The following is a 25,603-nucleotide window of genomic DNA, read 5'->3' as shown; positions in this document are numbered from 1 at the left end:
CAGTCTGCGGGTATCGCAGAATTGCTCTTTTGCCCAGGCGACCGGCCGTTTGTTCCGGTGCTCCATCGTGGTTATGCCCACTTCGTCGCCAGTTACACCGGATCCCTGTTTTCCCCTTCATCATAAAACAACCTGCGTCTAAAATCAACGGGTAATTTACATCCCGTGTCCGTTTTTTATAAAAAATGACTCGAATTAATCTAACTTGTCCAAAAGTCTGTCGAGCGCGGTCCGAATCTCTGCCGCGGCTACATTGTAATCATCGCGACTGCCGCCAAACGGGTCCGAAATATCAAAGCTCGGAATGCGCTGCCTGATCTCAATCGCCCGCTCACGTTCAGACGCCAGGATCTCCTGACCGAGTGCACGTTTCATCTCCAGTGTGGCAAACAGGCTGTCCAGTTCCTGAAGATCATTCAGGACGTTCTCATCATTCTCCACATATTCTTTCAAAGTGTACGTCTTGTGCACCGCGTCGGGAAAAACCTGCATAACATGCTGTTTATGGCTCCGTGTTAACGTTAGAATAAGGTCCGCCCAGCCGACCAGGTTCGGACTAAGCATCGTCGAATGGGGTGGCCCCTCAACGTTATGATCCCTCAATACGGCCTCCGCGTGGTGAGAAATTGGCATGCCCGTTGTTGCGGCTACGCCTGCAGAACGAACATCCACTTGAATGCCCCTCTCAGACGCCAGTTTACGCATAAGCCCCTCTGCCATGGGGCTGCGGCATGTATTTCCTGTACATACAAACAAAATATGTTTCATTGTGTTAGCCTCCCCATTTTGCAAATATTGTCGAATCATGTTCTAAACCCATCTAATCAAGTAAACCTATAACTCTATATTGAAGACTGTACTTGGCTGTAGTCGTCATTAACGTTGTATTCTAAAATATAAACAAAAGTCCAAAAGCAAGCAAGATCGCGCCGCCGACTGCTTCCCCGTAGTCCCCCATATTTTGGCTCACACGCCGTCCCAACAGCAGACCCATAACAGACATCACTCCGCCGCATACACCGAAAGCCAGCACGGTTAACACCAAATCACTGCTGAACATGCCGAGCGAGACACCAACGGAAAATGAATCAACACTGACACTGAGCGAGAACAAAATCACACCGAGCAGAGATCGATGATCCACCAGCTTGGTATCTCCCTCACGAAAAGCATTCAGAATCATATGGGCACCAAGCAGCACCAACAGACCGCCAGCTGCATACGTGGTGATGTCACCCAGCAAAGAACTGACGTATTTGCCCGTATACATGCCGATGAGCGGCATGATGATGTGAAACAGGGCCGTTACGGTACTGATCCGCAATATGTCTCGCAGACGGATACCTTTCATGCCAATCCCGATTCCGAGTGAGAAAGCATCCAGTCCGAGAGCGACGGCCATTATCAAAATGGTTACTAACTGCCCAACATGGGCAGATACATCCCACATCCCCATACCCCCAAGTCACGTAAAGGTTCTTGTACACCATATGCGGACAAGGACATAAACATGACCGGAGAAGTCTTTTGGCATGACTGGCATTCAACGAATGAATGACTAGTCGTGGCTAGAGGACGGATGCAGAAGGAAATATTCTTAGCGATATTATAGAAAAAGGGGAGCTATCCGTTACCGACCTGTATGAGTCGGTGACCCGCCGCCTTGAGCAGCCGGTTCATGACGGCTGCTCCCAGCCCTTCGCGCGAGCAGGCCTCAGCCACAATATATGTGGCGCCCTGCTCATCGCAGCTGCGCAGCGCGGCGTACAGCCGGCGCGCTGCTTCCTCCAGCTCGCTGGCTTCGCCCAGCGAGAACACGGCATCGGCGCGGTACTGCTCCGCGTGCTCGGCGAACGCCAGCACCGCGGTGCGCTCCCCGCGCTGCGCCGCCTCCGCGAGGGCGGCGCTGATCCAGGCCGCCACCGCTGCGGGCGGCCCCTCCACCACGCACAGCGCGCCTGTGGGCGCATAGTGCGTGTACTTCATGCCCGGCGAGCGCGGCGCCGGGCTGTCATCGCCACCGGGCCCATCGGCGAGCAGCGCCGGGTCCGTGGCGACACGAGCGGCAACGGCGGACAGCTGCTCCGCCGTAATGCCGCCAGGGCGCAGGATGGTGACGGTACCGTCGTCACCGACCTGCACCACCGTGGACTCGACGCCCACCCCGGTGGGGCCGCCGTCCACGATGCCGCCGATGCGGCCTGCCAGATCCTCGCGCACATGTGCGGCGAGTGTCGGGCTTGGCCGCCCGGAGCGGTTCGCGCTCGGTGCGGCGACCGGGCATTCCGCCGCCGCGATCAACTGCAAGGCCACCGGATGGTCCGGCATGCGCACGGCCACCGTATCCAACCCGGCGGTAACCCGCGGGGATACCGCCCCCGGCCTAACCGGCAGCACAATCGTAAGCGGTCCCGGCCAGAAGGCCGCCATGAGCGCCTCCGCTGTGCTGTTCACTTCCGTGACCAGGGAATCCAGCTGGTCCCGATGGGCAATATGCACAATCAGCGGATTGTCCGAAGGACGTCCCTTCGCTGCAAATACAGCTTCCACCGCTGCTGTACTACGTGCATCTGCGCCCAGACCATATACCGTCTCGGTCGGGAAAGCCACGGTCTGACCTTGACGAAGACAGGCTGCCGCAGCCTGCAGGTCCGCGAGCGCCTGCTGGTAGGCGCTGCCTTTTGCCACATCATCCGAGTTTTTATTGGCTACAAGTACATTGACATCCCAAATATGTGTAACCAGTTGCCCTGTACTTCTATCCATCCCCACGCCTTTCATGGAAGACTGATGCAATTGTTCGTTCTCTCTATTCATATATCCATCATTCCTAAACTTCAGTAGGGTAGTAAACGCAAGACATCCCGCTTCCGCGATGCCTTTTTATCTTTTATGGCTGATTCTTATAATTATAACATATCTGCTCCACCCGGGGATGCGCCCCATTCACAACCATTTAGCTTCATGGGTGAAAAACATGTATTCATAATAATAGCAAAAGGGTACTCCCCTAATTCGAAGTCCCCCTGATCATTTTTACGCATACCCACATGTTATGCAAACAATCCCGTTACCCAATCCCACAACTTTACTGCCATATCCCACAGGAAGAAACGTGCCTCCGGTGTGGCTGCCTGCACGGATGCTTGCGCATCTCCTGGCTCTGCAGCCACTGCTGATGCTGTTGCAGGCTTCGCTAGGGCATCACCTGTCCCTGCATCAATGAAACATAATGGCGGAAACAATACACACCACCAGTTTTGCCCTTCGCCTTTACCCAGTGTTATCCGCACCGCTTCATAATCTCCAGCGGGATATACGGTACCCCCATATAATTTGGTAGGAAACGGAACAACGCCGAGTTCCACCTGATACGAATAGGTTAACCCACGATTGGCAAGCTCTTCGCCCACACGATCCTCGATTTCCGATAAATGCTGACGAATGACCCCACGCGCTTCTTCCAGACTTTGCGGATTCTCCAGCTCAGTTACCCATTCATCCATCTGGGCAACAACTGCATCACGAATCTCGCGTTTGACCAATTGATCCCCCGCTGCATCCGAGTTTGCGAGAATACGCAAGCGAATGGATTGTTCCGGAATCGCTGTGGCTGCCACAGCTGCATCGGTTTTCTGACCTTCCCACATCATAATGACCATCATAAGACATACCATAATAAGTCCAATTTGTTTTACGATTCTTCTGCTCATTCCGTTCTCCCCCTCGGCTCCCGTGATCATGATTCCTGTAACTCTCTCATGTCTATCAGTATGCCCGGAAGAGTTGGAAGTAAACCTGGTAGAACGATAAATCTATTAAAATTCGAACAGAAAGGATAGACTTGAATCGTTAAGACCTTTCTCTTGCCCATGGCCGATAGAAATCAAAGAAGTGCCTGCCTATGGAACACTTATCGGCTGGCACTACCTTGAAAAATCTAAATCCTAGCTTACCCTTATTGTCATACTCCAACATAGTCTGATTAGAATATGGAATGTTCATAACAAAGATTTATCCTACAAAGATTAAAGATTACGCTGTTGTCTTTTCCTTTTTGACCATACTCCATAAGCGTTCCAGCAAGTTAGGTCGTTGTTCTCCCATAAGAAGTTCGTCCTCTTCTTCCTGACCATATAATTTAATACTCATCACCAGCCCGATACACGCCATATTAATGAGCAATGAGGTACCGCCATAGCTGATAAACGGCAGCGTAATGCCTGTGAGCGGCATCAGCCCAAGGAAAGCCCCTATATTTTCAAACACTTGATATAACAGCATGCCAATAATACCTACAATCACGACAGGCCCTGCCCGGTCCCTGCAATGTAGAGCGATTAACACCATACGATGGATGAGGATAAAGTACAATAAGAGCAGAACAGATCCACCTACAAAACCAAACTCCTCGGCAATGACCACAAAAATGGAATCTGAATACGTATACGGTACCCGCCCGGATTGCACGGATGTACCCTGCATGTAGCCCTTGCCTGTTATACCTCCTGAGCCTATGGCGAGAGCCGCATTTTTCGTATGCCAGGAAGCCTTCGACGTGGCTTTATCCGGGACAAGCCAGGGATCAATTCGCTCAGCCCAGTGTTCCCGGTTCGCCTTTTCCAGAAAAATAAAAATCTCATCATGATACGACGTATATGCTTTGACAAATCCAAAAAAGGTTACTCCCACAATGGTAAGAGCAATTAGTGCATGAGACCACTTGATATTCCCTATCCATAACACAGCGACCAGAATCACGATGTATCCGAGGGCATTGCCCAGGTCATTCTGAGCCATCACAAGCGCAAAGGGTACGAACGTCCATAATCCGATGGGCACGATATCTTTCCAGAAACGAAGCGTAGATTTTTTTCTTTTGACCAATACATGCGCCAGAAACAGAATCAGGATCATTTTGAACAACTCTGCCGGTTGAAAAGAAAGATATTCATTAATCTTGATCCAGCCATTCGCATTATTGATAGGCCCGCCAACAAAGTTGACAAGAATCAGCAGAACGATCCCGACTCCGTAAATATAAAACGCATATTGGATATACAGTTTATAATTGACCAATCCAATACCAATGATGGCCACGAATCCAATCACGTAAAACAATAACGTTTTGATATGATGATTTCCAAGATTCGGATCGGACTGAATTGCACTGTACACCGTAAATACACTCATGACCATAAGCAACAACAACACAAACAAAATAACCCCGTCCATCTTCTTCAGCATTCTCAGCATGTTCTCACATATCCCCCTGAGGCTTATTAACCCATTAATCATTTCCAGTAGTCTTTAATATTACCATTGTATATAATTGGGAGACAAATTGGAAATTACGTACACTAACCACCAGTATGGAATATTCCTATCATCCAGTAGCATAATGGGGCGTGAGACCCTTCAGAACCCTTAGAAAAACAGTTAAACACCCCTACTTATTTCATGGACCATTCGATTTAAAAAAACGAAAAACCCTGAGTCCAACAGATCCTCTTGCTCTGATCTGTTTGGTCTCAGGGTTACTTTTTTCACTATACTTCGGCAAATCGTCTAGTTCTATTCCTTGAATAAACGCTATTGCTCCTGCTGGGATGGATTGCGTCTAAACAGCTTCATGACCAGCTCTGTAATGCCTGGTTGTTCTGAGGAACCAAGGATGTCCTCGTTCTCTTCCGTGTGAACCTTGATACTCATCACAATCCCCATGCTGACCATGTTGATCATAATTGAGGTACCCCCCGAACTGATAAACGGCAACGTAATCCCTGTCAATGGCATCAGACCAATGAACGGACCGATGTTGACAAAGATCTGGTAGAGCAGCATCGCTATAATACCAACAATCAGATAGGGCCCTGCCCTGTCCTTACATTCCAGCGCAATCAGCACCAGCCTGTGAATAAGAATGAAGTACAATAGCAGCAGCACAGAGGCGCCTATAAACCCAAATTCCTCCCCAATCTGTACAAAGATCGAGTCGGCATATGCCAATGGCACCCGATTCGACTGAATCGTTGTTCCTTCCAAATATCCTTTGCCCGTAATGCCGCCAGAACCAATCGCAAGCTTCGCATTATAGGTCTGCCAGAGGACATCTCTTGAGGTCAGTTCCGGCACGAGCCATGGATCGAAACGATCCGCCCAGTGCGAACGCCCAACATCCTTCAGAAATTTCACAATCTCATCATGATAATGAATATAAGCCTGTATACCACCGATAAAAGCAGCCACAGCGATGATAAAACCAATAAGAGCATGGGTGAATTTAATATTACCAATCCATAATAGTCCCACAAGAATGACCACATAACTTAACGCATTCCCCAAGTCATTTTGAAGTAATACGAGTAGTAATGGCGGCAGTACACAGAGTGAGATTGGAATGACATCACGTCCGAAATATAGCGGACGATTCTTCTTTCGGGCCAAAAAGGCTGATAAAAACACAATCAGGCATAGCTTGAACAATTCAGCAGGCTGCAAACTGACTCCGAATATGGATAGCCAACCTTTCGCTCCATAATATTCTTTACCAAAGAATATAACGAAAACGAGCAGCAGCATACCCACGCCATAGATATACAAATAATTTTTGATAATGAATTTGTAATTGATCATCGAGATCCCAAAAAAGACCACGAAGCCCAAAATATAATACATCACTGCACTTTTCGTGAGTCCCTCCAGCTTTGGTCTGCCAAAGGTGGTACTATAGATTGACAAGATACTGATGACCATCAGAATAAGCAATATAAAAACAATCGAGTAGTCTATTTTTTTGAATTTATGCAGCATGTAATTATGTTCCTCCAAGCATTCAGCAATCTCCGGTATATCTCATTGTAGAGGATTTCACGGCAAAAGGAAAACCCGCGGAACCTTACATTTTCGTCACCTGTTCCGAAGTGCGAACACCCAGTACATGCCGTTCAATGCCCGCAAGGTCCGGCACGACGATAATTTCCGGCCAATATCCGGCCGATTCAAGCAGGGCCGCGATGTCCCCGGCCTGTCCCTGACCCAGCTCAAAACCGATGACCTGCGGCGGTGCAGGCAGCAGCGCAAGCTGCTCCAGCATGATGCGGTATGGCCCGAGCCCATCCGGGCCGCCGTCCAGTGCCGTGCGCGGCTCATGATCGCGCACCTCGGGCTGCAGCCCGGCGATATCTGCCGCCGGGATGTAAGGCGGGTTGGACACCAGGATGTCCACCCGTGCCCCGGCGAACGGGGCCAATAGATCGCCTTCACGGAAGTCGATCTGTACCCCGTTCGCGGCCGCGTTCCGCGCGGCCACTTGCAGGGCAGCCGCCGAGATATCCCCGGCGCCTACCTGCCAGCGCGGGCGCTGCGAAGCCATCGTCACCGCGATGGCGCCGCTGCCCGTGCCAATATCGACGGCGAGCGGAGCGCCGCCGGGAAACACGCGGTCGGCTTCGCGCAGCACAGCCTCGACCAGCAGCTCGGTCTCCGGCCGCGGGATCAGCACGGCCGGCGTGACCTCGAACGGCAGCCCGTAGAATTCCTGGCTGCCGATAATGTACTGCGCCGGCTCACCCGCAGCCTTGCGCGTGACGGCGTCTTCCCAGCGGCTGCGAAGCTCGCTGGGAAAGGGCTCCGGCTGCATCATGTAATACTCGGCCCCTTCGCGGCCGAGTACATGTTCAAGCAGCAGCCGGGCATTGTTGTGCGGCTCGTACACGCCGCACTTCTCCAAAAAAGAGGAAGCCTCCACGAAGGCTTCCCGACAGCTCTGTTCCGGCGTCATGACAAACTGCGCGCGGGTCACAGATTATTCTCCTCTATCCATCATATCCGTCTGCTCGGCAATCGTCAGTGCAGACACGATATCCGCAATCTCACCATTCATAATTTGATCCAGCTTGTGCATCGTCAATCCGATCCGGTGATCCGTAACACGGCTCTGTGGGAAGTTATAGGTACGAATCCGCTCACTGCGATCACCTGTACCTACTTTGCTCTTCCGCTCACTCGAAATTTTTGCTTCTTCTTCCTGACGCATCATATCGAAGATACGCGTACGCAGAACCTGCAATGCTTTTTCCTTATTCGAGTTCTGGGACTTACCATCCTGACACGTCGCCACAATTCCTGTTGGAACGTGAGTTACCCGTACAGCCGATTTCGTCGTATTAACCGATTGTCCACCAGCTCCACTGGAACAGAACGTATCTACACGGATATCTTTATCGTGAATTTCAATATCGAAATCTTCGGCTTCAGGCATAACCGCTACTGTCGAAGTAGACGTATGAATCCGTCCGCCCGATTCGGTTGTAGGAATACGTTGCACACGGTGTGCACCACTTTCGTATTTCAGTTTGCTGTATGCACCGCGTCCATTGATGAGGAAAACAACCTCTTTAAAGCCACCCAAGTCGTTCGTATTCACGTCCATCAGCTCCACACGCCAGCCTTGCGTATCAGCAAAACGTGTGTACATCCGGTACAAATCCGCTGCAAACAGCGCCGCTTCATCTCCACCAGCCGCTCCGCGAATTTCAACGATGACGTTTTTATCATCATTCGGGTCTTTTGGCAGCATGAGAACACGAATCAGATCGTCCAGTTCTTTCTGGCGAGTGCTCAGTTCATCGATTTCCATTTTGACCATTTCACGCATCTCGTCGTCCAGCTTCTCGCCCTGCATTTCTTTTGCAGCTTCGAGATCCTGGCTTACCTGTTTGTACTCATTGTACGCTTCATAGGTAGGCTGGAGATCCGATTGTTCTTTGGAATATTCCCGCAGCTTCTTGTTGTCACTTGCTACATCCGGGTCACACAGCAATTCGCTGAGTTTCTCGTAACGGTCGGCTAACGCCTGTAATTTATCAAACATATATAGTCACCTCACGCATTATTTTCGTTCAAGCATTCATCATTCATTCGATCCTGATAGGCATTCATTTCATGCATCATCAGACCATTTATATTTCACAAGGCACGGAATTCACAGAAATCCCTGACTGAAAGATTCATTTTATGATCGACGTATAACATCGCTACAACGTCATCAAATCCTTTACTTTTAAGTTATATAAAAGAAATCGCGTACCCGGTTGAAAACCCGCTTCAACTCATTAAGCCGAGCGTGAAATTTAACATAGGTATACGACTCTTAATTATAGCATATTCTTATGCTTCTGGATAGCAATAGTTCACCGGGCAGACAATCATATTACTTTTATCACTAAGGCGAAACATAATGATTTCCCATTATAATGTCTCATTTCCGCCTCCCTTGGTTTTTATTATATCCACCAATGGCAAACAATCCAGCATAAGTAACGATCTGCAGCAGGATTAGAATATAAAAAAGCCCTGCGATCTTCACGGGAAGACAACAGGGCTTTGGGTAATGTTATATCTGATTGTAGATTGAATATGAATTAAACGTTGAAGCGGAAGTGCATAACATCGCCGTCATTGACAACATACTCTTTACCTTCAAGGCGAAGTTGTCCACGCTCTTTGGCACCGTTCATGGAACCGGCTGCAACCAGATCGTCGTAGGAAACGACTTCTGCCCGGATGAATCCGCGCTCAAAGTCCGTGTGAATAACACCCGCTGCTCCTGGTGCTTTCGTACCCTTGCGGATCGTCCATGCACGAACTTCCTGTACGCCTGCTGTGAAATACGTGTACAGACCCAGCAATTTGTAAGCGGCTTTGATCAACAGGTTCAGACCGGAATCCTCGATACCGAGTTCTTCCAGGAACATTTGTTTATCTTCGCCTTCCAGCTCGGAAATTTCTTCTTCAACTTTCGCACTGATTGGCACCACTTCTGCATTTTCAGCAGCTGCGAATTCTCTTACTTTTTGCACGTAAGCATTGTTCGCCACATCGCCGATTTCGTCCTCAGCTACATTGGCTGCGTACAGAACAGGCTTCAGGGTAAGCAGGTGCAGATCGCGCACGATCAGACGCTCGTCATCCGTAAGCTCCATGCTGCGTGCTGGCTTGTCTTCGTACAGAACAGCCTTCACTTTCTCCAGTACTTCCACTTCCTGAGCAGCTGATTTGTTGCCGCCCTTCATGTTTTTCTTGGAGCGATCGATTTTTTTCTCGACACTCTCGATATCGGCCAGGATCAGCTCCAGATTGATCGTCTGGATGTCGCTTACCGGATCAATTTTGCCATCGACGTGTGTGATGTTCTCGTCTACAAAGCAGCGTACCACGTGTACAATCGCGTCTACTTCACGAATGTGGGCAAGGAACTTGTTACCAAGACCTTCGCCTTTGCTCGCACCACGAACAAGACCTGCAATATCTACAAATTCAAACGCCGTTGGTACCGTTTTTTTCGGTACAACGAGTTCTGTCAATTTGTCCAAACGCTCATCCGGTACTTCAACGATCCCCACGTTAGGGTCAATCGTACAGAACGGATAGTTTGCCGATTCGGCACCAGCTTGTGTAATTGCGTTAAACAACGTAGATTTTCCGACGTTCGGAAGCCCTACAATTCCTGCTTTCAAAGCCATGTATATGACAACTCCTCATTGATTACTTGTTCGGTATGGATAATCCTATACATTATATATGACAAACCCCAAGGCATCAAGGAACTTCGCCAATTCGACCAGAGCACCATCCGCTTCCCGAATCCCCGGTTACTGCGGGTGATTCGTTTTGCGTAGATCATACGTCTGGCTTAGATTATCCGTTTTTAGGTTTACCCTTTGATTTCCTTATACATCGTCAGATCGGTTACCTCATACCCCATCTTGCGATACAGGCTGCTTGCCCGCACATTATGTCCAAACACATGCAGACCAATGCGATCCACGCCCAGACTCAAGGCTTCCCTCTCAAGTGCCTCCATCGTCTCTGTACCATATCCCTTGCCCCGATAGGCTTCTTCGACCACAATGTCCAGCAAAAACGCGTCCTTGCCACGGCGGTTATCCGTAACATTAAACCAGATATAACCCACATTCCCGTCCACTTCATGCACCAAATTATAGAGGTAAGCACCCGGGGTATTCAGCCCTTCAGGCAAGTATTTGTCGTAGGATGCCTCCGCAAGTCCCTGCGCCTCTTCCGCAGCCCAAGTACCCGCCTCCACTTTCTCTTCTGCAAAATCTTTAATCGAGCGAATACGGAAACTTGCATATTCTTCTTGATTCATTGGGATCAGTTCCATTGGTTTCCCTCCTAGTTCGAGTGTTCTATGTATGATCTTCTTGCACTCTATAGTATTGTATCTTGTTATCCCATGGTCTGCATGATGCAATTCAAGGCAAATCGTGTACAACTTTTAGTTACCTGACTCTGTTTATATCTATATGAAAGAAAGGAGCAGATCACTTATGAATACACGTCGTCCCTTTTCAAAAAGGAAAATAATCATCCTATCCATAGTGATTCTCTTCATTGGTTTAGTTATTTCTATGGGTTATCAGGCGATGGACCCCTTCAGACATTTAAGGATCACGATTCATAATCAGTCCGATTATGATCTCTCTAATATTACAGCACGCGTAAGCAGCAGCATTGACTCGTTCAATACAAACAATGAGGGTACTATACACACCTTAAAGAAAGGTGTAGCCAGCGGTGAAAAAATGAAGTTCGCTCCGCAGTTGCGACTTTCCGGTGAAGCATCCATCTATCTGGAGTTCACGGACAGCCGTGGTAAAATCTATACCGAAACGGTATGCGGTTATACCGAATACTTGTCTGGCAACTCCTATGTGAATGTAACCAACGAAAAGATTACTGTAAAAGAAGAATGTATGTAATAGCGTACTTCGCTCCATGAACTATGTTAAAATATAGGGGCGAGCACCCGCCAAAGTTTCTCGCCCAAAGTCGATTGGATTAACCCATCGGCTTTTTTATTTTAACTTGATTGTATTGATTAATGAGATCATCCAGGACCATAGATTGCTTTATAACATGAGGATGAAGCAGATATCCATTATAGTCCATCTTTAGTTGATAAAGCTTTTGTCTCGCAGCTTCGATCTGCAACTTGAGTTCACCATAATCCATATTCACCCCTCCCTGTTGTAACATTTTAGTCCGTTCTGCTAATTAGTAGGAAATTAGGCGAACTCCAACACGAAAAAACTCCCTTCAAAGTAGGCAATTCACCATTCTACTTGAGGGAGCAGCTCATATTTATAGAACGTCTTTTTAGAAATGTTTGTTAGCTTCCAAGTCCATGACTGTTCGTTGTCATTCGGACAGCCGGTTGTTGTTGTCCAGTATCTAACTGAGTCGTTACTGGAACAGACATCACGATAACAATACTACAAATCGCTATAAGCGAAACTAATTTTTTTCTCATTGAGATTTTGCACCTCACCGATTAGATTTTGATACTGCAAAGTCACTGTACTAGACGCATACCTTCGATATTTTTCAAATATTCCGACACATTTAAGCATAGATAAACCGCTGTTAATTTCAAGAGAAAAGATTAAACCATCTATTAACGCTTTGAAACCTTTCTCATAATCTTTTTTCTTTAAATAATACTCACTTAATCCCAATAATAAACGAACGTAACGGTCACCAGTAAGTTGACTGCTAATCTTTCCAATTCGGCTACCCTGTTCCTGATAAAGCACAAATGATTCATATTGGTAAAGTACATAATCAATATCCAAGTGAAATTGATTAGCGGCAGCCACAATCTCACATAAAGCTGGGAACACTTCATTTTCTTTGTTTGAAATATACTCCAGATATTCGGGTAGTACATGCAATTGTCCATCTCTCAGCATATACATAAAACGATTCGCCTCAGCCCATTCCTGGAATTGTTTCATCACAATTTGTTCAGCTTTACTGGGGGATTCTACCCAACTATGGTCAATGTACTGTGTGACATAATTGAGGGCGCTCTTGTAATCCTCAAGATAAAACCAAGCACTTCCCATCACTAAATAGGAATACAACACATAAAATATAATCTCTTTTTTAATCTCTCTCGGCTTGATGTTGCCATTCATCTCATAATGAATAGTTGCTTTTACCTTCAGTTTCTCACCCAATTCCAATAACTTGTCCCATCGGCGCAATGAAGCATACACATTAATCAGATCGTTCAATCCATCAAGCTGGTAAGGCTCGTCAAGCCGCTCTACAAAAAACTCAAACTGCGTAGCAAGTGTAAGATTGCTCATCTGATCCTTGGAAAGTCCGATCGTGAACAAACGATACTGACTTAGAGCCAACCGTTCAGAATGTTGCATTTTCTCACCCTCAGCTACACAAAGATACAGGGGCTTGGCCGCTTCCCACTTCCCTTCACGGTATAATTGCTCAGCCAACTCAAACAAAAGAGGTGCATAGGAAAGATTATCCATAATTAGATTAACAGCTTCTTCCATATAATCAACCTTACCGAGTTCGGCACAACGGTATAGAAAAGGCCCAAGTCTTCGCCAATCCGGACTTGTATGTACAAAACATTCATTTATGTATAATTCATAGAAGTAACCCTCAGTTAAACCCATCCCGGCAGTAAGTCGATCCAGCTGCTGCATGCCTATGGGACGCAGGCCGTTCAGCGTACCACTCAACGTTCCTGAGTTAATTCCCGATATCTCAGAGAATTGATTGAGTGTCATATGGTTAGTTTTTAAATAGTCTGCTAAATGATCACGTATTGTGGCTACTGATTTCAAAGGTACACCACCTTTCCAAGAAAAATTAAGCAATGGTCAATAAAATAATACTATATTTTTGAAGTTAATATCAATATTTTACTTGTAAATAATTTACTTTTAATATAAAAATACTTATTTTCATTGCCCAACTGCTGTAAAGTATGGTCGCAGAGGGGATAGCGAGACTTTATCATTGAAAGCGATCAAGCTTCAAGTTCATATCGACACGGTCTGGAGTCCACAATAAGACATCCGTAAGAAATGTCAAAGCATCCATCCCACTTAATCTACCCACAATTAACTCCAACATCTCTTTTGCATCTCCTGTGATATGCTCAGCCAGGATTAACCCTCCGGTATCTCCATCAATATAAAAATGATCTATATGTGCGACCTTCTGTACATGCCGAAGCCATAAAGTACCTTCATCCACAAAAAAGATATAGCGCTCATTCATGACATATCCTTGGAAAATATACAACTCTCGATCTTGGTCAAAGGGGCCAAGTACTATCGAAGCAAGTTCAAAATAGTTTGAGGTTCTCATGACACTATTTCCCTCCCAATATAGAATAAAACTCAATATTCACAATCTTTATGACGAAATAACCATTGTTGAATTCAACATATTATTGATCATTTGATTTAAAGTCACTATGAAAAATTTAACGTTTATAGTTTAACGTCTAATGATAACATCACCAGAATTTTATAACGTCTATTGATAATCGTCAAGTGATTATTCAAAACAATTTAACGTTAGGTTATGATTAAAGTGAAAGGTGGAATTAGCTATGTCTATAAAAATAAGATTAGGCTACACTTTAGATGAAGCTGGCGTCACTAAAAATGCACTGGCTAGGGAAGCAAAAGTCAGACCGAACCTTATATATGATTTGTGCGAAGGAAAAACGAAAAGGCTTGATTTAGATACCTTAAATAATATTGTAAACACACTGCGGGCAATGACAGGAAATGACTACACTCTTACAGATGTAATAGAGTACATACCGGATGACGACAAGGGGTAAAAAACAACTGGGCTAAGCATTGTCCATGGAGCCTTCACCTTCTCACTTTCAAAGAGAAACACAAACAAACCGTCCATGCTTACTTTGGACGGTTTGTTTGGCTTACTACTGACTTCTGGTTATGTTAAAACAAGCACGAAATAGATAAGGCGCTTTAAGGATTTGATAAGTTGCAATCCATACGGAGTGCGACCACTTAATTTGAGGGAGGAAGAACAGTCATAAGTATTTCAATCCACGCACTCCATACGGAGTGCGACCCAACTCACAATCTTCTTACCTTCTTCCAGCAGAGATTTCAATCCACGCACTCCATACGGAGTGCGACTGAATCTGTTAAATATATTGCTGAACAAGAAAAAATTTCAATCCACGCACTCCATACGGAGTGCGACCACAAAAAGCAGAGCAAAACGGATGGAAAATCAAAATTTCAATCCACGCACTCCATACGGAGTGCGACAGCGAAAACACACGTAATAAAGTCGCAAAATTCAGACATTATTACGTGTTCCCAATAGTTATATCAAATCTTATCTATATTTATGATAAAAAACACCCTAAATCGAACATTGGTGTTGCCAAAAGGTCATAAAAACGATGTTTTCGACAAACTTCGTGGTGCGAATCCCCCAGGGAAATCGTGTGAGCTTGGGGTTCGCACCTGCATTATAACCCTCCCTCTAACGCCGCTCGACCAAACGTGGCGTCCCTTGCAACTCCTCGATCCGTCCGGCGCCGATGCCGAACATGACGGTACGCAGTTCAAACTCAACTTGTTCCAGCCGCTGATCCAGTGCCTCGTCGGAAGCGACCGCAGACTCCAGCAACGATCGGCCAAACCCCGCCAGATCTGCACCTAGCGCTAGCGCTTTGGCCGCATCCACACCGTTATATAGTCCACCACTGCCGATCAAGACACCATCCGGATTCAGTGCTTTCACTTCCTGAATACTTTCCGCTGTAGGAATGCCCCAATCGGCAAATGCCTCTGCTGCAGCCCGGCGTACCGGATTGTTGTTTCGGAACTTCTCCACCTGTACCCAACTGGTGCCACCCGCTCCAGCCACATCGACAAAAGCTGCGCCTGCTTCATACAATCGCTGTGCCGTCACTCCGTCCATGCCAAAGCCCACTTCTTTCACGCCAACAGGCACATCCAACTGGTGACACAAATTCTCGATCCGTTGAAGTAACCCGCTAAAGTCGGTATTTCCCTCAGGCTGGAAAATCTCCTGCAAACTGTTCAGGTGAAGCACAAGCATGTCCGCTCCAGCAATCTCAACGGCCCGCTGGAAATCGGCCGTGTTGAAGCCGTAGTTCAGCTGCACCGCCCCGAGGTTCGCGATGACCGGAATATCCGGTGCCCAGCGCCGCACATCGAAGGTATTGGCCAGCTCCGGGTTTTCTACAGCGGCTCGAATCGATCCTACACCAAGTGCCCAGCCTCGGGCATTCGCGACACGGGCCAGCCGTTCGTTAATGGCGCCTGTTGTCTTGCTTCCGCCTGTCATCGAGCTGATGAGCAGCGGCGTACGCACGTTTTGACCCATAAAAAAAGTTTCCAGGCTCACGTCGTTAAAATTCAATTCAGGTAACGGGTTATGACGAAAAGCATACCGCTCCATCCCGCTGGTTACCCCTTCTCCTGCAACATTCTCCTCAAGGCAGAGGCGCACATGCTCCAGCTTCCGTTCTCCCGTGGCCACCTCGGGAAGCAGCCGTTCGCTGGCCCGTTCTTGTTCATTCATGATGAGACCTCCTTATGTGAGAATAGTGCTGATGGACAGAATAACCTGTCAATCTCAGATTCCTTGCCTCTATGTAACGTACAAACTGTATGATTTGGATCTACTATGTTATTCATGGTTTAAGCACATCCTTGGGTCAACTCTATCCAGTATACCGTTCCACACTAGTGATGGAAAGGGCGCCCCAAACGGAATTTCGGCTTGAGATTCAGGGCACACCTCTCTACGCTATCAGACTTTATTTTATAAGCATGGATAAGATTTCCCACTATATCCTCACCCACATCTTATCGTCGATTTCCGATGCAAGCTGTTCACCAACGAGCTGTCCGGATAACGTCACAATGGGTGTGCCACCGCCCGGATGCGTCATTCCGCCCACGTACCATAGCCCTTTAACATCCTTGCTTTTGTTGCCGGGGCGCATGAAGGTCTGCTTCACCCAGTTGTTTAAATATGGACAAATGAAATGCAAAAAAACACCCCTCGCGCTCTTGCGTCAAAGGATGTCCTGTATACACTGACCTATACATTTATTTAAAGAACTATCTTTAGAAACATAGGAATCAATACCCAAATCCCGCCGGCCGATCTGCCAAATACTCACGTCCCATCCACGATTGACAATCCGCTGAATCTTCGGGCATTTTCCCGAATAATTGGAATATCCCTCTTCCGGTGTGTTGGCTTCGAGATAGAGCACTTCGGCACCATTTTTACGCATAAATAGGGAGAACAACAATAATCCCACCTGATGATGCTCCCCTTCCGGACACATAGCCAGAACTTTGAGCAGATGCGGATAGATCGGGAACAGATGGAAAAACTGATAGATGCGCTGTGATATCAGCTGCGTCATGAAATGCTCCTGTGCAACCGAAGTCCTGCCCTGCTCCCATGCATCTCCAACCCGGACCAGAATGGCACCGGCTCATGATAAAACATCGAATCATATCCGTACATTGTGAAGCCAAATCAATTAGCCCATTGGCCCGTTCACCCTGAAAGTTGTATAGCGAGTCGTAGATCACCTTATTACCCTTCCTTATCCCGTCCTTGACGGTCATATTCCCGTCGATTGAGTCGATTGAATTGGTTTTACCTTTCCTGACTACATTAAATAATCCGTCATTCTCTCTGCGTCAATGTTGTTATCCGGGTGGTAATAGAAGTCAGCAAGCACAGAAAGGGGAGCTAACATTGTTTTCTTTTGGCCGCAAGACATCAGACCGCAAGTCTTCACGCGGCAAATTTCCATACATACGAACAGGTCTCGGATTACTGGTATTATGGCTTATTGCCGTTATGCTCTACCAGACCTATAAGCCATTACCACCCGGCATTTCTTATGAAAGTCCGGAATACCGTGTGGATCAGGTGCAGTTTCTCACTGATCTGACCTACCCCTCCACTGACGGACAGATGGAGCACGAACAGCAGATCTTCCAACGCATGCTTCAGGTGGTCGAGGACGCGGAACAGTTTGTCGTGGTTGATATGTTTTTATTCAATAACTACCAGCACAAAGGCCAGCATTTTCCACCTGTCAGCACAGAGTTTACGGATGCCCTGGTCGCCAAAAAAAATCAGAAACCGGATATGGACATCTGGTTCATTACGGATGAGGTGAACACCAACTACAACTCTGCGCCCAATCCGCTGCTGGAGCGGATGAAACAGGCCGGAATTCATGTTGTCATCACAGATGTGGACCCTTTACGCGATTCCACTCCCGTGTATTCTGCTGTATGGCGCACCTTCTTTCGGTGGTTTGGACAATCCGGGAATGGCTGGATTCCGAATCTGATGGCAACGGATGGTCCGGATGTCACCGTACGTTCCTACCTCAAGCTGCTCAATGTGAAGGCCAACCATCGTAAAGTTGTCGTTAGCGAGAAGACAGCGATTATCTCTTCCGGCAATATTCATGATGCCAGTGCCTATCATTCAAACATTGGTTTTGAGATGACCGGACCGATCCTTGGGGATATTCTTGAATCAGAGCAGGCTGTGCTGAATTTCTCGGGCGGAGGCAAGCTCCCTTCCTATACAGCTCCTTCCACAGACCCGAATAAGGGAGATGTGCGAATTCGCTATCTGACCGAGGGCAAAGTGAATGACGCTGTGCTCCATGAGATCAATCAATCAGTAAAAGGTGACACCTTATGGATGGGCATGTTCTACATCGCTTCCCCCAAAGTATTGGATGCCCTGCTCGAAGCCTCGAAACGCGGTACCGAGATAAGGCTTGTCCTCGACCCGAACGAGAATGCTTTTGGTCAGGAGAAGATCGGCATTCCAAATCGCCCTGTAGCTGCAGAGCTGCATGATAAATCGGATGGCAAGATCCAGATTCGCTGGTATAACACAACCAAGGAGCAATACCATACCAAGATGATGTACATTGCCAGAGCCACAGGAGATCATATCGTCCTTGGAGGCTCAAGCAACTTCACCCCCAGAAACCTGAATGATTATAATCTGGAAAATGAACTATGGGTTGCTGCCCCACCAGACAACTCATTTACGCAAAATGTCGCGAATTATTTTTATCGAATATGGAACAATAAGGATGCCGAGTTCACCCTGAACCTGGATGAGTTTCAAGAGAAAACGACATTCTTGAAAAAAATCGTATATAAGCTGCAACTGATCTTGGGTTTGACAACCTTCTAAATGAATTGAATCACCACACATTCATCCGCCTGTACACATCGTGCAGGCGTTTTTTGTGGCTTGACAGCGAATGTGAAATGTGAAAATATAGGTTACCTAACGACCGTTAGGAAGGTGATGTTAATGACTGCACATTCGATTCGGGATGCTGCCCTGATCCATTTTGCAAGAGATGGTTATGAAGGAGCATCCTTAAGAGCAATTGCTGACGAAGTCGGGATTAAGAAACCGTCCATCTATGCACATTTTAGCGGCAAGGATGACTTGTTTTTGCACACGCTTGCGCATGCGTTCAAGGATGTTCAGCGTCGAACGCTGGAATACTTCCGTGACCATTCCGGTCTCCCTCTGGAACAGCGGTTAAAGGGGTTACTGATGTGGTTTGAGCTAGAGTACAACTCCAACGCCTCCGCCCGCTTTATGCTGCGTATGTGTTACTTTCCGCCGCTTGCACTATATAGCGAAGTAATGGATTTGGTGTATCCATTTCTGGACGGGATGGAACGCTCACTCACTCGGCAGTTGCAGCGTGAGATTCGTAACGGGGGCATGCCGGCTGTTCCGGTAGAACAAGCTGCAATTGCTTTTATGACTTTTCTCGATGGCATTACGGTCGAGATTATTTATGGAAGCTCTCGTCGATACAAGAGACGTATTGAAGCGTCCTGGCCTGTGTATTGGCACGGCATTCAATATCTGAAAGTAGAGGCACAGACGAAGGTGCCGGAAGGAGATTCATCATCATGAACCGCAACTGGTTATATGTATTCATCGGAGGAATCATTGAGATTGTATGGGTAAGCGGGCTGAAACACGCCTCAAATGTTTGGGAATGGGCCTTGACTTCCGTCGCCATCATTCTCAGCTTTGGATTAATTATCGCTGCTTCCAAAAGGTTACCTGTAGGTACGGTGTATGCCGTATTTACCGGGATAGGTACCGCAGGTACGGTACTGACCGAAATGCTGCTGTTTGGTGAGGCATTCTCCCTTGCCAAGGTTTTGTTAATCGCTCTGCTGCTATGCGGAGTGGTTGGACTGAAACTGGTCACGGACCAACAATCGGCAAAAGGAGGTGAAGCATAATGGCTTGGATGGCAATTGTAGGTGCAGGTATATGTGAAATTTTTGGCGTGATCGGCATCAATGGCGCTTCGTCTCGCAAGGGCTGGCCTTATATCGTGCTTATGCTTGTATCGTTCGTAATCAGCTTCTCACTCTTGTCTTATGCCATGACTTCTATTCCCATGGGCACTGCATACGCAGTGTGGACTGGAATCGGTACGGTGGGCAGTACGCTAACAGGCATGTTCCTGTTCGGTGAGCGGAAGGAAGCCAAGCGGCTGCTGTTCATTGCCATGATTTTGGTGGCGGCGATTGGATTGAAACTGATCACATAAAAGATATAATGTAAGGAAACACAGAGAGGTTTTTCCAGAGGTGATTTCTCACTCGGGTCAAGATGCTAACGAACCTACCGCACCTTAAAAGGTGGATTTTAGCAAATTGTAAAGTTTAACGAACTTCAGGCATCTTATTGTGGTACAAAACTGCAGCAGGACCTGCAAAAACAACAAACTTGGCGAAATAAAGTCTCTGCGATTCGTTAGAACTCATACTTGTGCAAATAGGAACGAATAGCGTGTGCTCGGTTCGTTACACCGCTTCAAGCTCAGTTATAAAAAAAGACGACTTCTAACAGGAAGTCGTCTTTTTGGGATATGATGTAAGTAGGGAACCTCCTAACACTCTGTTACGTAAGAAAGGATGTCGTGATAATGAAAAAATGGTTCGCGCGCATGGGTTCTTTTACCGGATACCTCTTTCTGATCGCAGTGGGAGCCTTCTATTTGATTGCTCTTATAGCCATTATTCTTCTGGCCATTTACGTGTTTAGGGGCGGGGCCTGAAATCGATCATGGTGAACTTATCACCCTCAACTTGTCTCTGCCTTAACCTGAATACTCCTTATTTGATACATATTGCAAAACACATTCATCACTCATTACATTGCCTTTATGGCGTCTGCATGCTGTAGGAAAATGCCCCAGAACCCTTATCATGCCCCACCTCTTTTTCCATTTTTCTCCCATTTGAATTTCATTGTTCATATCGCTTATACTTGTTTTGACCCTAAAGTCAATTCCAGAACTCATAAGTTCCGCAGATGAGGTGAATGAATCGTTAATGAACCCTATCCATGAAATGAATGAGAAGAAAAAGCTCATTATTACCACAGCACTCAAACTGTTCTCAGCCAAAGGCAGTGCTGCAACATCCATGCAGGAAATTGCAGAAATATGCGGGATGTCGAAAGGCAGCCTCTACCTCATATTCAAATCCAAAGAGGAATTAGAGGCCAGTACGATGGAATACTGCATATTCACGCTCATGGACGAAATGTCCCAGATTGAACATGAAGCTGGGCTCACTTCGAGAGAACGTCTGCACAAACAGATTGAAACACTGCTTGTCCATGTATCCGAGCTGAAGGAATTTTTACGTGTGCAAATGCGCAGCATGATGATGGATGAAGAGCAGTATCGTAAGGAAAAGTGCAACCCGCAGCACAAGGATCTAGAAATCCGCACCCTGCACTGGTTCAAGGACAGACTGGAGAATCTGTACGGACCGGAGATTGAACCCTATGTCATTGACCTTATATTGCTCACGCATGGTCTGTTCCTCTCCTACATCAAAATCTGGTTTACGGAAATGCCTTCCCTTACCGTCTCCAAGATGGCAACCAACATGCTGCAAACGATCGATTATGCAGCTCGCGGATTGCTAGAACAACGCCCTGCTCCTTTGATTCCTTTGGAACATTGGCCCGCATGGAGCAGCGATACAGATACAGATCCTACAATGATGCGTCATCCCATTCACATCATCAAACAGATGAAGGATATCATCACTTCGGATATGCCTCCAGGGCAATTGCGCAACGATGCACTAGAGACCATCGCTATCCTGAGACAGGAAATGATGGAATTCACACCGCGACGTGCCATTATTCTGGGCATGATGCACAATCTGGATCACATTCCTGTCATCCAGCCATTGCACTCCGAGCTTCAGCACATTATGGATGCCATGTATAGCCGGTTCATCCAGGCTGACTCGTCACAACCATAAAGAAATACAGGGAGAACAGAGAGGAGAAGAAACCACCGTATGAAAGGGATTATTAATTTTTCACTGAACAACAAGTTTGCGATCTGGATTCTGACCATCATCGTTTCCTTCGCCGGTTTGTACAGCGGACTGACGATGAAGCAGGAAACCATTCCAAACATCAATGTGCCATTCCTGAGCGTCACCGCCATTGATCCGGGGGCAGCTCCAGAAGGTATTGTCGAGGATGTCACCAAACCACTGGAACAGACATTAAGAAATGTAGAAGGAATTAAGACACTTACCTCTACCTCCATGGAGAATGCTTCATCTATCACTCTCGAATTTGATTATGGTACCGATCTGGACAACGCTACAGCAGCGGTACGTGAAGCGTTGAATGAGGTACAATTGCCGGATGGTGTACAGAAACCAACCATTTCCAAGTTCAGCATCAACTCCTTCCCGGTTGTCTCACTCAGCTTGTCTGACAAAGACGGCGGCGATCTGGAACAATTGACAAAACTGGTTGAAACGGATATCCAGCCTGCACTCGAAGATATCGACGGTGTAGCTCAAGTCCAAGTTTCCGGCCAATATGTTAAGGAAGTTCAACTGAAGTTTGACCAGAAAAAAATGAATCAACTTGGTTTGACCGAAGATACAGTCAACGGCATCGTTCAAGGTTCTTCTGTCCGGGTACCATTGGGACTGTTCGAACTGGACAAAGCACAGAAAGCGGTTGTTGTGGACGGCAATATCATCGATCTGGATGATTTGAAAAACCTCGCCATTCCGGTTGTACCAAGCGGTGCAGGAGCAGGCAGCGGTTCTGCAACAGCTCCACAAGGCGCGGGCGCACCAAGCGATGCTTCCGTACAGGCTGGCGGGGCGGCACAAGGTACAGCTCCAGGATCTGCGCAGGGTTCAGACCAGGCTGTAGGACAAGCCGCAGGCGGAAATGCCAGTGTGGGTAGCCCTTCAGGCGCCGCTAACGCACCTGGAATTCCAACGGTTAAATTAAGCGAGATCGCCAAAATTGAAGTTATTGGTCAGGCGGAATCGATCTCCCGGACAGACGGTAAGGAATCTATCGGGATCTCCATCGTCAAGTCCAATGATGCCAATACAGTTGACGTCGTTAAGGCGGTTAAAGACAAAGCGGAAGAATTGCAGACGCAGTTCAAAAACGCCGAGTTGACTGTTTTGCTCGACCAAGGTAAACCTATCCAGGACTCCGTAAACACGATGTTGTTCAAAGCAATGTTTGGTGCTTTGTTTGCCATTTTGATTATTCTGTTGTTCCTGCGTGATATTCGTTCCACCATTATTTCCATTATCTCCATCCCGCTCTCCCTGCTCATTGCATTGACAGCACTGAATATGATGGATATTACACTGAACATGATGACCCTGGGTGCCATGACGGTCGCGATTGGTCGGGTTGTCGATGACTCCATTGTCGTGATCGAGAATATCTATCGCAGACTGACACTCAAGGGAGAAAAACTCAAAGGCCGTGATCTGATCCGGGAAGCCACCCGGGAAATGTTCATTCCGATCCTGTCTTCCACCATCGTAACCATTGCGGTATTCCTGCCGCTGGCACTGGTGAGTGGTATGGTCGGTGAGCTGTTCATGCCATTTGCCCTGACAATGGTCTTTGCACTTGTGGCATCCCTGATTGTGGCTGTTACGATTGTACCTATGCTGGCACACACGCTGTTCCGCAAAGGTCTGAAGAACAAGCAGAATCATGAGAAACCAGGCAAGATGGCGGAAGGTTACAAACGACTCTTGAACTGGACATTGTCACACAAACTCATCACCGTCGGTGCTGCTGTATTGCTGCTCGTCGGCAGCTTGTTCCTGTATCCGTTCATCGGTGCAAGTTTCTTGCCGGAGCAACAGGATAAATATGTGACGATAACGTACAGCCCGGAAACTGGAGCTTTGCGTGAAGATGTTGAAAAAGAAGCTCTCGTTGCCGAGAAATGGTTGCTGACGCAGCCAGGTCTGGAGAAAATGCAATATTCCATCGGCGGCAGCAACCCACTGAGCAGCATGGGTGGAGGAAGCTCCAACTCTGCGCTCTTCTATATCGAATATAACGAAGATACAAAAGACTTTACCAAAGTGAAAGAACAGCTTGTGGAAGGTCTGAAGAAGGAAGTTACCGTAGGAACCTGGAATGAGCTCGATATGTCCGGAGGTCTGGGAGGCAGCAGCTTGAGCCTTTCCATCTATGGTGACAGTGTAGAGCAGATCAAACCTGTCTCGGATGAAATTCTGAAACTGGTTGAAGCAGATACCGAATCTTTTGAAAAAGCCGACACTACACTCTCTGATACCTACGGGCAATACACGCTTGTTGCGGATCAGGAAAAATTGAGCTCGCTGGGTCTGACTGCAGGCCAACTGGCTATGACGCTCAGCCCTGCACGTGAACGCCCTGTACTCACAGAAGTGGATATCGACAACAAAACGTATAAAGTCTATGTAGAGACGGACAAAAAGACATTTACCAGCATTGCTGATATTGAAAACGAAAAAGTCACTTCACCGCTTGGCATCAAAGTACCGATCAAGGATGTCGCCAAAGTGGAAGAAGGCACCTCACCGAACTCCATCATGCGTATTGATGGCAAAGTCGTCGTTCAGGTGTCAGCCAACATTTTGGCTTCCGATGTGCAAAAAGCATCTTCAAACTTGCAGGCGAACATCGACAAGCTGGATCTGCCTGATGGTGTTGAAGTGAAGTTTGGCGGTACAACCGAACAGATCAATGACACGTTTACCCAACTTGGTCTGGCCATGCTGGCAGCCATTGCGATTGTGTACTTTGTACTTGTCGTTACGTTCGGCGGCGGACTGGCGCCATTTGCCATCCTGTTCTCCCTGCCATTTACTGTCATTGGTATTATGGTCGGCCTGTTCGTGGCTGGCGGTACGCTAGATGTCTCTGCCATGATGGGCGGACTGATGCTGATCGGGATCGTGGTCACCAATGCCATCGTCCTGATTGACCGTGTTATTCACAAGGAGAAAGAGGGAATGCCTACTCGTGAAGCCTTGCTCGAAGCTGGAGCAACGCGTCTGCGTCCAATTCTGATGACAGCTCTGGCTACCATCGGTGCCTTGCTGCCACTGGTTACCGGACTCGAGGAAAGCGCGGGGATCATCTCGAAAGGTCTCGGAATTACTGTTATCGGCGGCCTGATCAGCTCCACGCTGCTGACTCTGGTTATCGTGCCAATCGTGTATGAGTTCCTGATGAAGTTCAAAAAGAAAAGAATCGAAGATTAATTGATAACTTCTGTTCATTGAATTGGAATATGAAGCAACATTGATATGATCTTTTAACTTAA

General features: G+C 47.3%; 25 protein-coding genes and 1 riboswitch. Of the genes, 9 read left to right on the top strand and 16 right to left on the bottom strand.

The genetic code is table 11. The features are described from left to right. Positions 1-24 precede the first annotated feature (24 nt). A riboswitch (ZMP/ZTP riboswitch) is annotated at positions 25-106 on the bottom strand. Between the two features lie 89 nt (positions 107-195). The 10 genes from ACFTRD_RS23400 to ACFTRD_RS23355 all read right to left on the bottom strand — a co-directional run bounded on the left by ACFTRD_RS23400 (position 196) and on the right by ACFTRD_RS23355 (position 11,188). Then, positions 196-768 carry a low molecular weight protein arginine phosphatase gene (locus ACFTRD_RS23400; protein ID WP_379384222.1) on the bottom strand — a complete coding sequence of 191 codons (573 nt, stop codon included), beginning with the start codon at positions 766-768 and terminating at the stop codon, positions 196-198. 121 nt (positions 769-889) lie between these two features. After that, positions 890-1,450 carry a manganese efflux pump MntP gene (locus ACFTRD_RS23395; protein ID WP_192271297.1) on the bottom strand — a complete coding sequence of 187 codons (561 nt, stop codon included), beginning with the start codon at positions 1,448-1,450 and terminating at the stop codon, positions 890-892. 173 nt (positions 1,451-1,623) lie between these two features. Further along, the gene (locus ACFTRD_RS23390) at positions 1,624-2,817 is read right to left on the bottom strand and encodes an L-threonylcarbamoyladenylate synthase (RefSeq protein WP_379384220.1); all 1,194 of its coding nucleotides are present in this window, start codon (positions 2,815-2,817) and stop codon (positions 1,624-1,626) included. A gap of 236 nt (positions 2,818-3,053) precedes the next feature. Next, complete coding sequence (spoIIR, locus tag ACFTRD_RS23385; RefSeq protein WP_379384218.1) at positions 3,054-3,713, bottom strand: stage II sporulation protein R; 660 nt, start codon at positions 3,711-3,713, stop codon at positions 3,054-3,056. 322 nt (positions 3,714-4,035) lie between these two features. Continuing rightward, positions 4,036-5,256 carry an FtsW/RodA/SpoVE family cell cycle protein gene (locus ACFTRD_RS23380; protein ID WP_379384216.1) on the bottom strand — a complete coding sequence of 407 codons (1,221 nt, stop codon included), beginning with the start codon at positions 5,254-5,256 and terminating at the stop codon, positions 4,036-4,038. Positions 5,257-5,592: 336 nt separating this feature from the next. Then, positions 5,593-6,813, bottom strand: a complete 1,221-nt coding sequence (locus ACFTRD_RS23375; RefSeq protein WP_379384214.1) for an FtsW/RodA/SpoVE family cell cycle protein — start codon at positions 6,811-6,813, stop codon at positions 5,593-5,595. An 85-nt stretch (positions 6,814-6,898) separates the two neighbouring features. After that, a complete protein-coding gene (prmC, locus tag ACFTRD_RS23370) occupies positions 6,899-7,783 on the bottom strand; it encodes a peptide chain release factor N(5)-glutamine methyltransferase (protein ID WP_379384460.1) in 885 nt (294 codons plus the stop codon). 24 nt (positions 7,784-7,807) lie between these two features. Then, the gene (gene prfA / locus ACFTRD_RS23365) at positions 7,808-8,875 is read right to left on the bottom strand and encodes a peptide chain release factor 1 (protein WP_024632736.1); all 1,068 of its coding nucleotides are present in this window, start codon (positions 8,873-8,875) and stop codon (positions 7,808-7,810) included. A 550-nt stretch (positions 8,876-9,425) separates the two neighbouring features. After that, on the bottom strand, positions 9,426-10,526 hold the full coding sequence (ychF, locus tag ACFTRD_RS23360; RefSeq protein WP_024632737.1) for a redox-regulated ATPase YchF: 1,101 nt from the start codon (positions 10,524-10,526) through the stop codon (positions 9,426-9,428). A 191-nt stretch (positions 10,527-10,717) separates the two neighbouring features. Next, on the bottom strand, positions 10,718-11,188 hold the full coding sequence (locus ACFTRD_RS23355; protein WP_379384211.1) for a GNAT family N-acetyltransferase: 471 nt from the start codon (positions 11,186-11,188) through the stop codon (positions 10,718-10,720). A 166-nt stretch (positions 11,189-11,354) separates the two neighbouring features. On the opposite strand from ACFTRD_RS23355, the gene ACFTRD_RS23350 reads away from it, so the two are divergent. After that, positions 11,355-11,786 carry a hypothetical protein gene (locus ACFTRD_RS23350; protein WP_379384209.1) on the top strand — a complete coding sequence of 144 codons (432 nt, stop codon included), beginning with the start codon at positions 11,355-11,357 and terminating at the stop codon, positions 11,784-11,786. 79 nt (positions 11,787-11,865) lie between these two features. Here ACFTRD_RS23350 and ACFTRD_RS23345 read toward each other — a convergent pair whose 3' ends face one another. The 3 genes from ACFTRD_RS23345 to ACFTRD_RS23335 form a co-directional block, all read right to left on the bottom strand. Beyond that, a complete protein-coding gene (locus tag ACFTRD_RS23345) occupies positions 11,866-12,039 on the bottom strand; it encodes an aspartyl-phosphate phosphatase Spo0E family protein (RefSeq protein WP_379384207.1) in 174 nt (57 codons plus the stop codon). A 260-nt stretch (positions 12,040-12,299) separates the two neighbouring features. Then, positions 12,300-13,682, bottom strand: a complete 1,383-nt coding sequence (locus tag ACFTRD_RS23340) for a transcriptional regulator (protein ID WP_379384205.1) — start codon at positions 13,680-13,682, stop codon at positions 12,300-12,302. A 172-nt stretch (positions 13,683-13,854) separates the two neighbouring features. Continuing rightward, the gene (locus ACFTRD_RS23335) at positions 13,855-14,211 is read right to left on the bottom strand and encodes a hypothetical protein (protein ID WP_379384203.1); all 357 of its coding nucleotides are present in this window, start codon (positions 14,209-14,211) and stop codon (positions 13,855-13,857) included. Positions 14,212-14,458: 247 nt separating this feature from the next. Here ACFTRD_RS23335 and ACFTRD_RS23330 point away from each other — a divergent pair, with 247 nt between their 5' ends. Beyond that, positions 14,459-14,695: a helix-turn-helix domain-containing protein gene (locus ACFTRD_RS23330; protein WP_379384201.1), complete on the top strand. Its 237-nt coding sequence runs from the start codon at positions 14,459-14,461 to the stop codon at positions 14,693-14,695. Between the two features lie 683 nt (positions 14,696-15,378). Here the strand turns inward: ACFTRD_RS23330 and fni are convergent. From fni to ACFTRD_RS23315, 3 genes are all read right to left on the bottom strand, one after another. After that, a complete protein-coding gene (gene fni, locus ACFTRD_RS23325; RefSeq protein ID WP_379384199.1) occupies positions 15,379-16,446 on the bottom strand; it encodes a type 2 isopentenyl-diphosphate Delta-isomerase in 1,068 nt (355 codons plus the stop codon). 268 nt (positions 16,447-16,714) lie between these two features. Continuing rightward, a complete protein-coding gene (locus ACFTRD_RS23320) occupies positions 16,715-16,873 on the bottom strand; it encodes a hypothetical protein (protein WP_379384197.1) in 159 nt (52 codons plus the stop codon). 72 nt (positions 16,874-16,945) lie between these two features. Then, positions 16,946-17,305, bottom strand: coding sequence for a hypothetical protein (locus tag ACFTRD_RS23315; protein WP_379384196.1), 360 nt, complete (start codon positions 17,303-17,305; stop codon positions 16,946-16,948). A gap of 341 nt (positions 17,306-17,646) precedes the next feature. Here ACFTRD_RS23315 and ACFTRD_RS23310 point away from each other — a divergent pair, with 341 nt between their 5' ends. From ACFTRD_RS23310 to ACFTRD_RS23280, 7 genes are all read left to right on the top strand, one after another. Continuing rightward, complete coding sequence (locus tag ACFTRD_RS23310) at positions 17,647-19,122, top strand: phospholipase D family protein (RefSeq protein WP_379384195.1); 1,476 nt, start codon at positions 17,647-17,649, stop codon at positions 19,120-19,122. A gap of 123 nt (positions 19,123-19,245) precedes the next feature. Next, positions 19,246-19,869 carry a TetR/AcrR family transcriptional regulator gene (locus ACFTRD_RS23305; protein ID WP_379384193.1) on the top strand — a complete coding sequence of 208 codons (624 nt, stop codon included), beginning with the start codon at positions 19,246-19,248 and terminating at the stop codon, positions 19,867-19,869. Then, entirely contained in the window at positions 19,866-20,207 is a 342-nt protein-coding gene (locus ACFTRD_RS23300; protein ID WP_379384191.1) for a DMT family transporter, read from the top strand. The genes ACFTRD_RS23305 and ACFTRD_RS23300 overlap by 4 nt, the downstream gene beginning before the upstream one ends. Then, complete coding sequence (locus ACFTRD_RS23295) at positions 20,207-20,521, top strand: DMT family transporter (protein ID WP_053782822.1); 315 nt, start codon at positions 20,207-20,209, stop codon at positions 20,519-20,521. The genes ACFTRD_RS23300 and ACFTRD_RS23295 overlap by 1 nt, the downstream gene beginning before the upstream one ends. Before the next feature lie 378 nt (positions 20,522-20,899). Next, the gene (locus ACFTRD_RS23290; RefSeq protein ID WP_379384189.1) at positions 20,900-21,031 is read left to right on the top strand and encodes a hypothetical protein; all 132 of its coding nucleotides are present in this window, start codon (positions 20,900-20,902) and stop codon (positions 21,029-21,031) included. A gap of 277 nt (positions 21,032-21,308) precedes the next feature. Next, positions 21,309-22,256 (top strand): TetR/AcrR family transcriptional regulator, encoded by a 948-nt coding sequence (locus tag ACFTRD_RS23285; RefSeq protein WP_379384187.1) that lies wholly within the window; start codon positions 21,309-21,311, stop codon positions 22,254-22,256. Positions 22,257-22,295: 39 nt separating this feature from the next. Further along, complete coding sequence (locus ACFTRD_RS23280) at positions 22,296-25,541, top strand: efflux RND transporter permease subunit (RefSeq protein ID WP_379384185.1); 3,246 nt, start codon at positions 22,296-22,298, stop codon at positions 25,539-25,541. Positions 25,542-25,603: the final 62 nt, after the last annotated feature.

Source organism: Paenibacillus sp. NPDC056933, from assembly GCF_042674385.1.
Lineage (GTDB): Bacteria > Bacillota > Bacilli > Paenibacillales > Paenibacillaceae > Paenibacillus.
Note: the sequence above shows the minus strand (reverse complement) of the source record. Positions and strands in the feature narration are given on the sequence as shown.